This is a genomic window from Thalassotalea nanhaiensis, from assembly GCF_031583575.1.
Classification (GTDB): domain Bacteria; phylum Pseudomonadota; class Gammaproteobacteria; order Enterobacterales; family Alteromonadaceae; genus Thalassotalea_A; species Thalassotalea_A nanhaiensis.
This window is the reverse complement of the sequence record NZ_CP134146.1, coordinates 215,558-231,975: the sequence shown is the minus strand read 5'-3', so window position 1 is coordinate 231,975 and position 16,418 is coordinate 215,558. Positions and strand designations below refer to the sequence as shown.

Genomic DNA, 16,418 nt, shown 5'->3' with positions numbered 1-16,418 from the left:
TCATCGATAAAAATCGATGGCACACATGTTATTTCGGGGAAATTACCTTTGTTAGTTTGGCTATCTTTAGACGCGTGGTTAATTACCCTTATTTCTATAGCGTACTTAGCATTACTGTTTGTCGTCGCTTACTGGGGGCAAAATAAGGCTAAAAAGCAGTGGTTTAGTAAGCCCTGGATTTATAGCTTATCTTTAGGAGCAAGTTGTACCACTTGGGCTTTTTATGGCACCGTTGGTCAGGCAGCGACAACAGGTGCCTGGATAGCGCCAATTTATATCGGCTCAATTCTTTGTTTGCTACTCGCCTGGCCAATGCTACTGCGCATTCTACAAATCATAAAACAGCAAAACTTAACCTCTATTGCCGATTTTATTGCCTGTCGATATGATCGCTCACCCAAAGTGGCTGCGACTGTCGCTATCATTGCCCTGATCGGCACAATTCCCTATATCGCTTTACAGTTACGAGCGATTGGAAACAGCTTTGATTTACTCACCGGTAACTATCAAACAGGGATCAGTACCACCTTTATTGTGACCTTGGTACTTATCGTTTTCAGTATCTTTTTTGGTACTCGCCAACTTGCCGCCAGTAAACAAAATCAAGGGTTAGTATTGGCTATTGCATTTAGCTCCATCGTTAAACTATTTGCCTTAACCGCGGTAGGAATTTTTGCCACATTTTTCATTTTTAATGGCTTTGAAGATTTATTTAACCAGCATAGCCAGATGCAGAGCAATGCTGAGATAGTCAATGGTAGCTCAATTTATTTAAGCATTTCGCAAGCGGTGCTTGGTGCAATTACCATCTTTATATTACCGCAGCAATTCCACTTAATGATGATCGAAAACCATACTGAACGGCAATTAAAAAGCGGTCGTTGGTTGTTCTCAGGCTATTTAATTTTGATCAATCTTTTTGTCTTACCAATAGCATTAGCTGGACAAATAACCTTTCCTGGCGGCAGTGTTGATGCCGATACATATGTGCTCACCATTCCTTTATTTTATCAACAGGCATGGCTAGGTGGCGTCGTATATATTGGAGGTTTGGCTGCAGCAACAAGTATGGTGATTGTTTCCGCTATTGTATTAAGTACGATGATTTCTACTGAAGTAATAAACCCTATCACCTTACGTTTTCGACTGTTTAATTCAAAACAAACTGAGCAATTATCAGGGCTAATAATCAACCAGCGACGCTTCGCTATTGCAACAATATTGCTATTGGCATTTGCCTTTGAACGTTCTATTAATCAGCAAAATCATTTAGCCGCAATTGGCTTACTGTCCTTTGTATTATTATCTCAAGTAGCACCGGCAACAATAGGAGCGCTTTATTGGCGCAAAGCGACGACGAAAGCGGCATTAATTAGTTTAATTGTTGGCTCTACAGTATGGCTATACACCCTCCTTTTACCGACAATTTTTCCTGAATCAAATTGGGTTAATCATGGACCTTTATCAATTGATTGGTTAAAGCCGACTGCACTATTTGGCTTATCGTTTCTCGATAGCACCAGTCATGGCGTATTTTATACCTTAATACTAAACATAATCAGCTATATCAGTATATCTATGGTTACCCATCGCAGCGTTGGTGAAAAACTACAAGCGGAGGTATTCGTCAATAAAAGCCAAAGTCAATTTGAGCGTAACCTTTCAACAGATGATCTTTATAACTTATTACAACGCTTCATCAATAAAAGTGCAGCGCAAAACCTTAGCCAATATCGTAGCAACAACCCAGGTTTAAACAATGAAGATTTAGTTGAATATACCCGTTTACAGCTATCTGGCGTACTTGGTTCGGCTTCGACCAGTATGGTGATGAAGGCCGCCTCGAGTCGACAGGAAATGCCTTTAGAAGATGTGGTAAGTATTGTTGATGAAGCAAGCCAAATGTTCGAGTTTAACCGTGAATTATTACAATCGGGGGTTGAAAACATTGAGCAAGGGATCAGCGTAGTCGATGCCGATATGCGCTTGGTTGCCTGGAATAATCGTTATATAGAATTACTTGAGTATCCACAACATGTAATAAAAGCCGGTATGCCGGTAGAACAGTTGCTCCAGTTAAGTATCGACAAAGGTGTTATTGTTGGCAATGAGGCAGAGCAGTTAATTAAAACACGGTTAGAACATATGCGCAGCGGTAGCAGCCATCACTTTCAACGTGTAATGCCAAGCGGCATTGTATTAGAGATCAGAGGACAAGCAATGCCTGGCGGTGGCTTTGTTAGCACCTTTGCCGATATTACCGCTCACATAGAGGCAGAGAAAGCATTACAACAAGCGAATCAAACGTTAGAGAAAAGAGTTGAAAATAGAACCGCTGAATTACTTAACGCAAAAGCAGAGGCAGAAGCTGCTAACAGCAGTAAAACTCGCTTCTTAGCCGCCGCAAGTCATGATTTAATGCAGCCTTTTAATGCGCTGACACTATTCACCTCAATGCTAAAGAAGAAAGTGCAAGGAGATGAATTAAGGTTATTAGCAAATCAAATTGGTGATTCTCTCAATGTTGTCGAAACACTTCTATCTGATCTCGTTGAAATTTCTCGACTTGATAGCAGCCCGCAAAAACTGAGCGAAAGCAACTTTGCGATAGATGAGTTATTAACACCATTAAAAAATGAATTTTCCGCACTCGCCGAGCAAGCAAACATTAACTTTAATTATCAGCCCTGTAGCGGTTTTGTAAAAAGTGATAAGCGAATGTTAAGGCGTATACTACAAAACTTCTTATCAAATGCAGTACATTATTGTGGGCAAAGAGAGGGGGTAAAAAGTAGGATTTTGCTCGGCGTGCGACGTCGAACGCATCATTTAAGCATTGAAGTTTGGGATAACGGTCCAGGTATACCAACAGATAAGCAACAGAGCATTTTTGAAGAGTTTGAACGCTTGGAGCAAAATCGTGACATCCCAGGGCTTGGTTTGGGTTTAGCTATTTCAAAACGTATGGCAGTAATGCTTGGCATTATCATTACAGTTAAATCTGTTGTCGGTAAAGGTACTGGCTTTATCATCGACTTACCAAAGGCTGAAGCAGATGAAGATTTGATGCCTGATCACAACATTATCGCCATAGACTCATCACCAAAAAGCTTTAATGGTACCTCTGTATTACTGATTGATAATGATAGTTTAACGTTATCAGCCATGTCATCACTATTGACAGATTGGGGCTGCCAGGTGATTACCGCAAGAGATGAAATTTCAATGTTTAGCCAACTGGAAGAGAGCTCTATAATACCTCAATTAGTTTTAGGCGATTATCATTTAGATGATAATGCCAACGGTGTTGACTTAATTGCAAAGCTGTTTAAACAACAGCAATGGCAGATCCCTTGTGTGATATGTTCAGCAGATCCTTCTGAGCAAGTAAGACAACATACCAGTGATGCACAGTTTTATTTTCTAAGAAAGCCGGTTAAAGAGTTGGCATTAAAACGTTTAATGAAACAGTTAATATTTGCTATAGATTGAATAAATTAATGCTCGGTTAATGTTCTACTATCGCCTCATTCTCTGCAGCAGTATGCATTAACTCTTGATACGCTAAACCGGCCAAGGTCCGGTTGTTTACCTGTAATTTTTCTAAAATGGCCGACACATGTTTCTTAACCGTTGTTTCTTGAATTTTTAAATCGTAGGCGATTTGTTTGTTAAGTTGGCCATCAGCAATTTGTGCCAATACGTTATATTGCTGTGGTGTTAAACTTGCTAGCTGTTTTGCCAGCTTTTGATGGTTCAATGCAGCTTGTTGATCAACGCCTTCTTGATTATTGTCTGGTAACCAAACATTACCATCCAACACACAATCTATAGCCGTAGCAATAGTGCTTAAATCTGCCGATTTAGGAATAAATGCTGACGCGCCAAAGTTAATTGCCTTTTGCATATTATCACTATTACTGTCTGATGAAACCATGATAACAATCAAATCGGGGTAATGATTAACCAGTTGGGTCAAGCCTGTAAAACCATCATTGCCAGGCATATGCAAATCTAAAAATATGACTTCAAGCGTGGGGTTTTGTTCAATTAGGGCAAGTAATTCAGTGAAACTATCCGCTTCCAGCATGCCTGCATTGGGGATACAGTCAAAAATGGCTTGTTTTAACGCGGCTCGAAACAACGGATGATCGTCTGCTATTGCAACTTGCGCACCTATCATGTGAAACCTCTTAGTTTTATTATGCTTATTTGATTATGAAAAAAAGTGCCGACATTAGCCAGCACTTTATTGCTAAGTAGTATTCTCTACTTTGTCATGTCGCTATTTAGAACTGATAGCCTACCGTAAATGCAATAGTTTGCGGGTCGCCATAGTAACCGATTAACGTAGTGTCTCCACCTAAACCTGGTAGATAGCTGCCATCATCCTGTGGTGTTACAAAGGCATAAGTACCCACTAAATACTCTTCATCTGTTACGTTTTTCATATGTAAACCAGCTTCCCAGTTACCATCATTGCTGTACCAGTTAATGCCTAAGTTTACTAAGCCATAGCCATCTTGAGTCAATAAATTACCTTGTTCAGATAAGTCATATTCACCACGGTAGTAGTAATTACCGTTAAACACAAAGCTACCTAAATCGGTATCGAGGTTATAATTTACGGCAAAGTTAGCTGTTGTTTCAGGTGTGTTTGTTACAGTAAAGCCATCCGAGATATCATCATAGCCACTACCGTTCCAACTCAGCACTTCGTTAAATTCAGTATCTATTACACCAACCGATAAATTAAAGTTTAATGAATCTGTTGCCGCATACTGTATTTCAAGTTCAGCACCCGTTGCTTCTGAATCACCTATATTGCCTAAGCGCTGATCTAGCACTGCCGGGTCATCATTAGGTACAACACTGATATATTGGCGATCTTTATGATCAAGCATAAACACTGTGGCATTTACTCTGAGCGTGTTATTCCATTCGCTTTTCATGCCAAGTTCAAAAGAATCAACAATTTCAGGATCTACTGCAGGCTCAGCAGTTGTTGCCCTAGGGTTAAACGTTCCCGATTTGAAACCTTGTGAATAACTTGCAAATAGCATCATGTCATTACTGTATTGATACTCAATGCCAACTCTTGGGGTAAATCGTGACCACTCTTCAGAATCATCGAGTACAGTTGGGATTGCAGCATCAATGGCAGCATCGTCACGAACATAACCAGGAACCCAGTCAGACTCAGGATATTCTGTAGAGAATAATAGACCGTTTTTTACCACGGCTTCTTTTTCTTCGGTGGTATACCGTGCCCCTAAAGTCATCGACAGTTTATCGGTAAAGCTATACGACCCTTGTGCATAAGCTGCTGTTGTTTCACTGTTGTTACAGCCACTTACTTCACGAGTTAAACCTGGTAAGCCAATGGCATTACCCAACACTTCTAGTATTGCATCAAAATGGCCACAAGATTCACCATCAAAATAATACAAACCAGAAACGACTTGTAGGTTATCAGAGGCATAATTTAACTGGAACTCTTGTGAAAATTGCTCATCATCATAAATCGCAGGTACATCAAAAATGCGTAAACTGGTGTTGTCGAAATCGATATTAGTAGGTGAATAACTCTCACGAGATGCGGTTACCGACTTTACTGACCAAGCATCGTTGATGTCATAAGAAACGGTAAGACTAACCCCTTCCGTTTCAACTTTATTCCAAGTTGGCATACTGGTATATGAGTCATAAACACTATCTGGCACTGGTGCATCAGTGAGTAAACTAGGTACTAAACGATAGCCCCCTTTTGAGTTCGAATCATCGTCAGTTTTATCGTAGTTGAGTCGGAAGAACAAATCTTCCGTTGGCGTGTACTCTAGCGTTAAGCGACCAGCGAAAACGTCTTTATTGTAGTTTTCCCGGTCTTGACCATCTAGGTCTGATGTAATGTATTCGCCAAAACCATCACGTTGCAAGCTAGCACCGGCAAAACCTAAATATAATTTGTCATCAATTAATGGAATTTGCCCGGAAACTTTAAAGTCTTGACGAGAATAATCACCAACCGTTGCCTGAACTTTAAATTCTGCATCGCCAGTCATTTTTCTGGTTATGTATTTAACTGCACCACCAATGGTATTTTTACCATAAAGCGTACCTTGAGGACCGCGTAGCACTTCAACTCGCTCAACATCGATAATATCTAATACCGCACCTTGTGGTCGCGCCATATAGACATCATCAATATAAATTCCTACGCCTGGTTCATAACCCCACAATGGATCTTGTTGACCAACACCACGAATAAAAGCCGTTAATGTTGAGTTGGTACCACGACTCTTTTGTAACGTAGTATTTGGTGAAAACTGTTGCAGTTCAGTTAATACACTGACTCCATTTTGTGCTAACTGCTCAGCACCAATGGACGTTATGGCAACCGGCACCTCTTGTAAATTCTCTACCGTTTTACGAGCGGTAACTTCAATATGCTCAAGACCAGAATCGTCAGAATCTGAATCTTGTGAATCGTCTTGTGCAAAAGCGACATTAGTTGTTAATGCTGTCGCAATAACCAATGCCATGTAGCTGAGTTTGTGTTTGCCGTGTTCCATAGTTATTCCCATTGTGTATTTTATTATTGTAAAAATTGATACCAGTTAACGTTAATGGCTTGTTAATTTCTTCTATGGTTTAAACTCTATCGCACTTTTTAAATAAAATAATTTGTACTATAGTAGTATACGCTCTACACCATTGAATTTTAACGTTTATTTAACAAATACCTCTAATTATTATTTATTGGAAACTAGTTTTAAAACCAAAATTTGATGATTTCATTGGCCGCAGATAATGGTGCATTTAACAGAAAAGGTGCTTCTGAACCGCCACTTTCAATTGAGCTATTAATCGCAATACCATGGCCCATATCAGCAATCAGAAACATCTCAACAGCTAAAAGCCCACTATCGCTTCGCCATTGCTGCTGTTGATAGCCTGTATGTTTAAATTGTTGTGGGGGTGTTGAAATTCCACTTAAACCCAGCCATTGCTGGGCGATGCTTTCTGCATTTATTGGTGCAACAACCTTGTCTTGCTCACCAGTGAAAACAACTAATCGCGGCCAGTCTTTTTGCTCAGGCTGAATAGCTTTTGCTTGTTGCACCAGCTCTTCAATGGTTTGCGATGGACCATTTCGCATGCAGGAAATTGCTTTGGTTAAATTGTCAGCGCAAGGGTAGGCAATGCCAGAAATAATCGCACCTGCATCAAATAAATCGGGATAATTAATTAGCATCGCGCTTGCCATTGCCCCTCCAGCAGACAGGCCGGCGATATACACTTTTGTGACTTGAGTTTGTTCTTTAAGCGTCTCTATCATTTGTTTCAATGATAATGCTTCACCTTTATCACGTTGTTGATCCTGTGGAGAAAACCAATTAAAGCAGCCTTGAATATTATTCTGGTCACTTTGTTGGGGGATCAGCAGGTTAAATTGATGCTTTTCGGCTAAGTCTACAAAGCCGCTCTGCTCTGCAAATTGTTCGCCGTTTTGAACGCAGCCATGCAATAACACCACCAACTTATCACTCGTTTTGCTGCTGGTAATAAAACTTGCGCTAAGATTTCCTGGGTTGCTGCCAAAAGTAGTTAAATTTGCAAATGGCTCAGGTGCCTGTTTGGCAATTATATAGGGGGAAAATAATGACGATAATAGACAAAGCTTAAGGAATAAGGGCATGAAAAAATCCAATTACATTTTTTCATTAATAATGGCTAGGCGTACCAAATACTTCAATGGCACTTTAGTTCCATAAGCCAAACTAAGTCATTGGCTAATGGAACTAAAGGGGGTATTTAACCAGAACTAGGATTATTTAGTATCAAGTAGTCTTGCAGGTTTAAAGGCAACTAAAGCACAGGCAACCAAAGCGATTGCAGATATATTGATCACCATTGCGTAGTTATCATCGCCTAATAGTAAAGCCGCCACCATAGGTCCTGATGCTAAACCCATTTTTGAAGCAAAGCCGCCCATAGCAGCCATTTGACCGGCTTGGTCAAGTTCAGAACAAATACCAAATAAATATGGCAAAACAAATGCCCAAGTGATGCCAATAAATACATTGGTAAGTAAATATACCATTTCACTTTCACTAAAGTGTAATAACCAGGTACACAAGGCAGTAATTAATACGGCGGATAACACCGGGATAGTACGACCAAATTTAGTGCCCAACAGGATAACTAAAAACGAACCTATTAACGCAATCCAACTTGCCACGGCTAATACCGGGCTCATAAATTCAACGGTAAGGCCCTCTACTTTTCCTAAGCCAATGATGTAAGCAAACAAGCCCATGTTTGCTCCTTGAAATAAGAATATAGCGAATAGGGTTAACATTAATGGTAAGCGCTTTACTGATGGGTTTAACTGCTTTTCAACCGGTTTATCTTCGATAGGATATTCACTAAGAAACGGCATCATGAATAAAGTAACGACAGTGAACGCCACCAGAGATACAAACAATGCGCCAGTGCCGTATTCAGGTACTAGACCAGGCAAATACATAATGCCTAAACCACCTAAACCCCATTGAATAAATAATAAATAACCAAAGGTTTTATCAGCTTCCGACGTTCGGGAGATAATACCAAAACCTATACCTACTAATAAGCCACCAGTTACGCCATGTAATGCGCGAACAGCTATCATCAAGTTAGGCGATTCAATAACTAAGCAGGATAAATCGATTGCGATTAACGCAATTAACAGGCTATAGCTCCATCGCTTCCAGTTGATTTTTTTAATGATAAAGACCGCGAGTAAAGCGCCCATTGCGGCGCCGTATAAATTGGCAGAGCTTACAAAACCCGCTTGCTGGGTACTAAAACCAAGCCCTTCTTTTAAACCATTTACTACCGCCGGCATAATGTTGATATAGAAAATACCCGCCGTGGTTAAAAAGGCTAAAAAAATTCTGGCGATCATGCTGTTAGGTGCTGCTTTCATCACGTTAAAAAATCCTTTAGCGGGTTGTTTAGTTTCTAATACTTCTTCGGTCATACTGCTCTCCGCGGGCGCTGGTAAAAAATGAGTTGTGGCTAAATTGTTTAGTCACAACGAATATCAGCTTGCTCTAATATTTGTTTTAATGGGGCTAATTGCTGTTCGTAATTGCGCCATTTCTGCACTGAACTTTTATAAATGGCTTGTCTAACTTGGCTAGCACTGGCTGTATTTACACTGGCTGTATTATTTTGCACATCGGCAAATTCCGACTGCCATTGTAAACCACAAAATTGGTACAACTTCTCGGCAGTTTTTTCGGTGTCGGTTACGAGATCTTCATAACTTACGGTGTGAATATTTAAACTGTCGCACTGTTGCCAATGCTTCATCAGCTTTTGATAAGCGATAAAATATTGACCCAGCTCTTTTTGATCATAAGAAAACGGATACGCCTGTTGAAACAGGGTTTTAAATACTGCGTAACAGGTATCCATAGGATCGCGAGTGACATGAATAATTTTGGCATTGGGTAATGCTTTTTTCAGTAAGCCAACATAAAGAAAATTAAGCGGTAATTTATCGGTGAAGTAATGCACCTTTTGCCCTAAACCAACATCAGCTAATTGTGTTTTTACCGAACGTAAATAGTCTTGTCCCAACTTCGCAAAATCAATGTCTGCAGCAGCAGCAATAAATTGCAGTTTGTTTTTAATCTCACCAGTATATGTCGCCTTAACTCGCTCGGTTAACAACCTTGAAAAGTCGTTCAACTCTCCGGCACTATGAACATTATCTCCGGCAGTCAAAATTTGATCGGTTAATGTTGAACCGGTGCGCGGCATGCCTAATATAAATATTGGAACAATGTCAGTATTATCTGGCTCTTGGACGTGCTTGGAAGACTTTTGCCACCAGTTTTGATCAAAGCTTTGGCTAATTTGTGTCATCGTTGCAATGTCATTTTCAACATTATATTCAAGATGTTTACGACGCAAATTAGAGCCAAGTTGCAAATGTTTGAACGCTTGGCTGCATTCACCCATATCTTCATAAGACTTAGCTAAGGCAAATTGCACTTGAACTTGTTTACGAGCTGACAATTGCTTAGTTAACAATGCATTTAATGAATCAACATAATTATGCTCACCAGTTTGTTTTTTCAAGTCGACTCTTAACGTATGTGCATCAATATCAAGTGGCTGTAATTCGATGGCTTTAGTTAAGTGTTCTTCAGCTTGTTGTAATTCACCAGCATGGCGTAAAACAGCAGCCAAACTGTAGTGATGCTCATGGTTTTGTGGTTCTAAGGAAATTGCATTTTGATAATGAGCAATCGCTTGGTTGGACAGTTTCAATTGAGAACATAACATTGCGACTTGGTTATGATCTGTTGCCGTTAACGATAATTTTTCTATATTGCTGATAATAAGCTTTATTTGCTCAAAATCATTCTCACGGAGGTATACATTGGCCAAAGCAATTTTCAAACTGGCATGGCTTGGTTGAATTTTACAAGCATTATTTAAACACTTCTTTGCCGCGCTAATATTACCTATTTTTAACGCTACCTGCGCAGTAAAGTACCATGCTTGAGCATTGTTAGGATGATATTTATTAAGTTGCTGACTTATTTTAATCGCATCGTTAATGCGTTGGTTACGTAGACAGTTCCAGCCTTGGCTAAGTAACTTTTCGGCGGATTGGGTTTGATTTGCTTGATTCATAAAATTTACTTTTTCATTTATCATAATACCTCCTCCGATCGCTGGCTAGCACTTATCTTATTGCTAGAAAAGTTAGCCAACTTTATAACATTTTCAACATGGAAGTTGTATATGCCGCGAACGCATGGATGCGTGTGAGCGGTCCCTGTTAAGTTGGCATTCCTTCGTCCCTGAAGTGAACCAACTTTAAAACATCCCTGTTAAGTTGGCATTCCTTCGTCCCTGAAGTAAAAGAAGCCATACATGTTAGGTATGGCTTCATTCGACAGATCAATTCAAATTAAAACTTGTAAGACACTGATGCACCTATAGTACGAGGCTGTGCGATAAAGTTCTTTGACGTATTACCGTAGTAATTTTCAAATACATTGGTATCTTTACCAACATAAGTGTCTGGGTAACTACCCGTAACACCTTCTTCGTTGGTTAGGTTTTTCGCATAAACCGATAAGCCCCAGTTACCTTGTAAAAATTGTACAGAGGCATTCCAAATAGAGAAAGAATCAAATTCATCATAAATGCTACTGTCTTCATCAATATGGTTTACAGTATCTGATTGATAGTAACCTGTTAATCGACTTATCATTTCAATATCATCGGTTATTTCAGTTGTATGCGTTAAGTTAATTGAGAATACATTTTCTGCAACGCCTGGTAATCGAGCACCATCTTCAGCAATTAATGTTTCACTTTGCGGTTGAATTAAATCGCCAGTTAATTCTGCTTCAGTATAGGCATATCCCAAACGAGCATTTAAACTGTCGGTTAAAGCAATACTCGCTTCTAACTCTAAACCTTTAGTTTCAGCTGTTGAGCCATTTTGTGCCATGAAAAAGCCCCACCATGCAGTACCAGTGTTTAACTGTGGGTCATCCCATTTCACTAAGTAAATATCAGCTGAGTAAGAAATGCTATCTGAAAAACCTTTAACACCAATTTCATAGTTTTGTACGGTATCTTTGGCAAAGGTTTCTACTGTTTCAGGGTTTAATTCTTCAAACGGTCCATCAGTAGGAATGGCATTTGAACCACCGCGACGGAAACCTTCTGAGTACGTTGCATAAGTCATCATTTCATCAGAAACGTTATACGCAAGGTTCAGTTTTAATAAAACATCATCTTCTTCTTGTGTTGGGAATGGTACTGAAGGTACGACTCTTGGTTGACCATAATAAGCATCAATTGCAGTATCATTTTCTAAGGTATTATCAAACCAACGTGCGCCACCTGTGATACTAAACTTGTCTGTTACATGATAAGTTAATTCACCATAAAGTGCTTTATCTTCAAAGGTTTCATCACGAATGTAAGTTAAATCTTTGTCAGTTTCTGCACCTACCCACCATGACCAACACTCAGCAGTATCAGGAAGTAAATTACAGGCTTCACCGTATTCTTCTAGACCGCGTAAGTGACTAAAGTTGTTGGTTTGACGTTCTTGGTCCATATAGTAAGCACCAATAATCCAATCAAATTTGTCATCACCATCATTATTCGATACTAGTCTAAATTCTTGTACTGTTGCTTCTTCATCAAAGCCTGCTTCTACATGCGATGCAGGACGAGGATTACCACGATACCAGGCGTTGTACCAATCTCGACCTGTTACCCACAAGCCAGTGTTGTCGCGCCAGCCATTTCCATCATGCTCATAAAAAGAAGTATTAGATGTTAGTGTCGCAAAACCTAGATCGAAATTTACTTCTAAGCTGGTAAGTGCAACATCTCTTTCAGATGACTCACCAAGAGCGATACCATCTTCATATTCGCCATATTCATTACCGTAGTAATCTGAGCCTTCAGTTACCGAACGACGACCTCCAACTTCATCACTTTGGTTATGATGAGTTAGTAATAAATCGATATTATCAGTAACTTCCATGCCAAAAGCGACTTTAAAATAAGTAATTTCGACGGTATCAACATCGTCTTTGCTTTCATAACAAGAACCGTTGTAAACGACTTCTTCTGGCGTTAAGGAAGCATCAGAAACACTCTTACATGAACCATCATCGGCTTTTACTACTGGAATGCCAGCATCATCAAGTTGGTATAAATTTGGATTATCAATAAAGCCGTCGTTATCAACACGCCCTACCGCAACCCTTACTGCAGATTTATCAGTGATCGGCATATTAAACATGCCATCAAACGAAATATTTTGACCATCACTACCATCAGTCTGGCTCAAATCTACTTTAAAACTACCTTCGGTAAGATCTGCATCGGGTTTATTCATCACATAACGAACTGTACCACCCAAAGCACCAGAGCCATATAAAGTACCCTGTGGACCACGTAGTACTTCAACTCGCTCAATATCTTTTAACATGAAGTTTGCAAAAATTGGCGTATTATCTACATAAGTAGATACGGTTGGCGCAGTTGATTGACCAACGTTTGCACCAGATATACCACTATCTACGTTTACTCCACGAACAACCATACTATTTGCGGTACCGCCGTTACGATGACCTCGGTCAATTAACGTGATACCCGCAACAGTACGCAATAATTCAGCACTATCTGAGATGTTATTGCCCTCAATATCGCTACCAAGTACAGATGAAATATTAAATGGTAATTCATCTTGCGCAACACTACGGTGTGTTGCGGTTACTTGAATTCGCTCAATTTTCGCGTCTTCAGATGCATCAGTATTTGCTGCTTCTTCGGCACTATACGCAGGCATAGACATTACCAGTGCGGCACTAACAGCCGTTGATAATGCAGTTTTATTAAAGGTTGTACGTTTCATTTTATGGCTCCAGATTATTGTTGTTTTTTTAGCCTGCTTTGAGATTATCCCAGTCAGTAGCAATCTAGTAGTACCAGATTGGCTGGTATGATTGGTCCAGTTCTCTACAGAACTTATTATATTTATGATTTTGGAATGATTAATTCACCCAAACTGTTTAGTTCTTTGTTTTTATTCGAATTATTTTTATATATTGGATAATCAATAGAATTATCACGAAAACTTTTCAATGGCTGACCTAATCCATGCAATCCCCGTTCTCGGTCACGACGAACACGATCGAAGTCGATTTCAACAGGGAATAATTCCGGATTCTCTCCAGCTTGATGAATCACTTTTCCATCTGGCCCAACGACAATAGATTGACCATTACCAAGCCCGCCAGCAGCGTTAACAGCAAGTACATAACATTGATTTGTTGCAGCGGTGGATTGCGCCATAATAAGCTCAATCGAGCGATCAATAGTGCCGGTTAGCGTTGGATAAATTAACACTTCAGCACCTTCACAAGTTAGCGTTCTGGCGACCTCAGGGAACCATAAGTCATAACAAATAGCGACGCCAATACGCCCTTGCGGCACATCAAAAACGACGAATTCATTTCCCTCTTTAACATCTGATTCATAAGGATAAAATGGGTATATCTTGCGATATCTGGTAACCACTTCGCCGTTATTGTTAATAACTGGCGTGGTATTATAAATACCTTCAGAAGTTTGCTCGTATAAGCTGCCAGGTATTAGCCAAACATTGTTCTCTCTAGCTAATTGGCAATAAAATGTCTCGGCATCATTAGGTAAGGTTTGGGCATATTTTTTTTCAGGGCCGAAGCTGCAAAGCTCACTTAAAACAATCATGTCTACCCAAGGAAAACGCTTTTTAGTTTTTACTATTTCTGTGCCGATAACCTCTAGGTTATCTCCGCAGGGTAAAGAAAGTTGTAGTCCAGCAATGGAAAAATGACTCATGAAAATACTCTCAAAAATAAGCTTGTAAAAAAATTGTTATTATTGTTGCTTATTTAAACTACAGAGAGTTTTGGCTTTACATTAGTACCAGATCAAACCAATGTATAGTACCAGTTTTATGAAGGGGGACTTATTAACTCGATTTTATTTCTAACTCACGGACGAAGCGATAATGTTGATCAAACCATTTCATTTGTTCACCATCGATGATCACATAAAAACCTTTCAGCTCACCGTAGCCCCAAAGTTTCCACTGACGATAATACATGCCATTTTCTATCCACCAACGACCTCTATCAACCTCTTGATCTTCGCCGCCAGTTCGCCCTAGCATTGTGCCGTTTGCCTTTAGCTCTATTGTACAAGGTACGCCATAAACCATTTGGCATTCTAAAACAGAATCAGGCAGCAGTTTTTTCAATGCTTCCTGGTCGAGTAAGCGTCCTTTTGCATTAGTCAGCTTTTCTTCATATTCGCCTGTTAGTTGATGAATTAGCTCTGCAAGCTTACTTACCCCATCACGAATTTTATCATTAGGAATACTTGTAACGCCCATCCTAAAGCAGTTGTCTGGAGCATTAGAGGAAGAAAAATACCGCTTTACCGGTTCAATCAAAATACCTAATTCAGCCGCTTTTTCGCGTAGGTATTCACCATCAAGTTGTTTAGGTCCGGTGATCCAATAGGCTGTTCCCCCCTGAATAGGGCCGGTATCTATACAGTTTGGTAAATATATATTTAAAGCTTCTCGTAAGGTCAGCCAACGTTCAAAAAATACTTTATGCAAATGCATCATATACGAGTCGTAATAGCCTAGAGAGAGAAAATACGCGACCGCGCGTTGATTATTCAGTGGCGGGTTGCGCAACACCAGTTTACGTATTTTTTTCAATTCGATTATCACTGCTGAATCAGCGACAATAAAGCCAATTTGCACACCAGAGGCTAATACTTTAGACAAACAAGACACATACACCACGCGGTTATCATCATCCAGGCTTCTTAACGCTGGGTGTGGTTGGCCAAGAAAGTTACTTTCAAACTCAAAATCGTCTTCAATAATCAATAAATCTTGTTGTTGTGCTTTGCTGAGTAACTCATCACGGCGAGCCATCGACATCGTAATACTTGTAGGGGTTTGATGGCTTGGGGTAGTGTAAATAATATCGCAATTATCCAAATTGTCATCAACCACCATGCCTTTATCGTCTATCGGTTGATAAGTAGGCTTAGCCCCTTGATGCAATAACAAGTCACGCATTTCAGGATAACCCGGCTCTTCAACTGCTACCGAGGTGTTTTTATCGACAAATAACTGAGTAATAAGGTGCAAGGCTTGTTGTGTACCCACCGTTATTAAAATTTCATCTTGGCTTGCTTGAATACCACGGCGAGGCAAAATTTTTGTTCTGATTTCATCAAGCAACATTGGGTCATCATCATCGCCATATAATTCAGACCAATGATATATTTCATTGGTTGCATTTGCCTTGCTATTGGCTTCTCGCCATTCCTTTACGGGATAAAGAGAACTATCATATTTTCCATCAATAAAAGGATAAGGGAACTTACGCCAATTTGCCGGACAAGACTTAGCATTAGTAACGGCTAATGCACCTTTAAAGCGATGTTGGTTATTTCCTGCTTTGGCATTAAAACTCGTTTGCTGTTCAAAAGTCTCAACACGGCCTTGATGGACATTTTCACTAACATAAATACCGCTTCGCTCCCGCGATTCAATATATCCTTCATCGAGTAAGGCCTGATAAACCAAAACCACAGTATTTCTTGAAACCGACAACTGTTGAGCCAACTTTCGCGAAGACGGCAGCTTGGTACCCGCAGCAAATGAGCCTACCAAAATTCCTTCCACCAACTTTTGGCGAATTTGACTTTGTAGACTGTCATTCTTACTTGGTTCTATATGGATTAAACGACTTATCATAACGTGTAATTTCAGCCAATTTAGAATTAACTTATATTGAAAATCAGTGGCT

At 39.8% G+C, this 16,418-nt stretch carries 9 protein-coding genes; 1 reads left to right on the top strand and 8 read right to left on the bottom strand.

The genetic code is table 11. The features are described from left to right. Nucleotides 1-48 precede the first annotated feature (48 nt). The gene (locus tag RI845_RS01055) at nt 49-3,492 is read left to right on the top strand and encodes a hybrid sensor histidine kinase/response regulator (RefSeq protein ID WP_348387905.1); all 3,444 of its coding nucleotides are present in this window, start codon (nt 49-51) and stop codon (nt 3,490-3,492) included. A gap of 16 nt (nt 3,493-3,508) precedes the next feature. Here the strand turns inward: RI845_RS01055 and RI845_RS01050 are convergent, their stop codons facing one another. The 8 genes from RI845_RS01050 to pdxR form a co-directional block, all read right to left on the bottom strand. After that, nucleotides 3,509-4,183: a response regulator transcription factor gene (locus tag RI845_RS01050; RefSeq protein ID WP_348387904.1), complete on the bottom strand. Its 675-nt coding sequence runs from the start codon at nt 4,181-4,183 to the stop codon at nt 3,509-3,511. 106 nt (nt 4,184-4,289) lie between these two features. Further along, a complete protein-coding gene (locus RI845_RS01045; RefSeq protein WP_348387903.1) occupies nt 4,290-6,572 on the bottom strand; it encodes a TonB-dependent receptor in 2,283 nt (760 codons plus the stop codon). 200 nt (nt 6,573-6,772) lie between these two features. Then, nucleotides 6,773-7,699 carry an extracellular catalytic domain type 1 short-chain-length polyhydroxyalkanoate depolymerase gene (locus RI845_RS01040; RefSeq protein ID WP_348387902.1) on the bottom strand — a complete coding sequence of 309 codons (927 nt, stop codon included), beginning with the start codon at nt 7,697-7,699 and terminating at the stop codon, nt 6,773-6,775. 132 nt (nt 7,700-7,831) lie between these two features. After that, nucleotides 7,832-9,025 carry an MFS transporter gene (locus tag RI845_RS01035; RefSeq protein ID WP_348387901.1) on the bottom strand — a complete coding sequence of 398 codons (1,194 nt, stop codon included), beginning with the start codon at nt 9,023-9,025 and terminating at the stop codon, nt 7,832-7,834. Nucleotides 9,026-9,072: 47 nt separating this feature from the next. Then, a complete protein-coding gene (locus tag RI845_RS01030; RefSeq protein ID WP_348387900.1) occupies nt 9,073-10,719 on the bottom strand; it encodes a tetratricopeptide repeat-containing sulfotransferase family protein in 1,647 nt (548 codons plus the stop codon). Between the two features lie 256 nt (nt 10,720-10,975). Further along, nucleotides 10,976-13,453 carry a TonB-dependent receptor gene (locus RI845_RS01025; protein ID WP_348387899.1) on the bottom strand — a complete coding sequence of 826 codons (2,478 nt, stop codon included), beginning with the start codon at nt 13,451-13,453 and terminating at the stop codon, nt 10,976-10,978. A gap of 122 nt (nt 13,454-13,575) precedes the next feature. Continuing rightward, nucleotides 13,576-14,421 (bottom strand): carbon-nitrogen hydrolase family protein, encoded by an 846-nt coding sequence (locus tag RI845_RS01020; protein WP_348387898.1) that lies wholly within the window; start codon nt 14,419-14,421, stop codon nt 13,576-13,578. Nucleotides 14,422-14,554: 133 nt separating this feature from the next. After that, nucleotides 14,555-16,366 carry a MocR-like pyridoxine biosynthesis transcription factor PdxR gene (pdxR, locus tag RI845_RS01015; protein WP_348387897.1) on the bottom strand — a complete coding sequence of 604 codons (1,812 nt, stop codon included), beginning with the start codon at nt 16,364-16,366 and terminating at the stop codon, nt 14,555-14,557. Between the last annotated feature and the right edge of the window lie 52 nt (nt 16,367-16,418).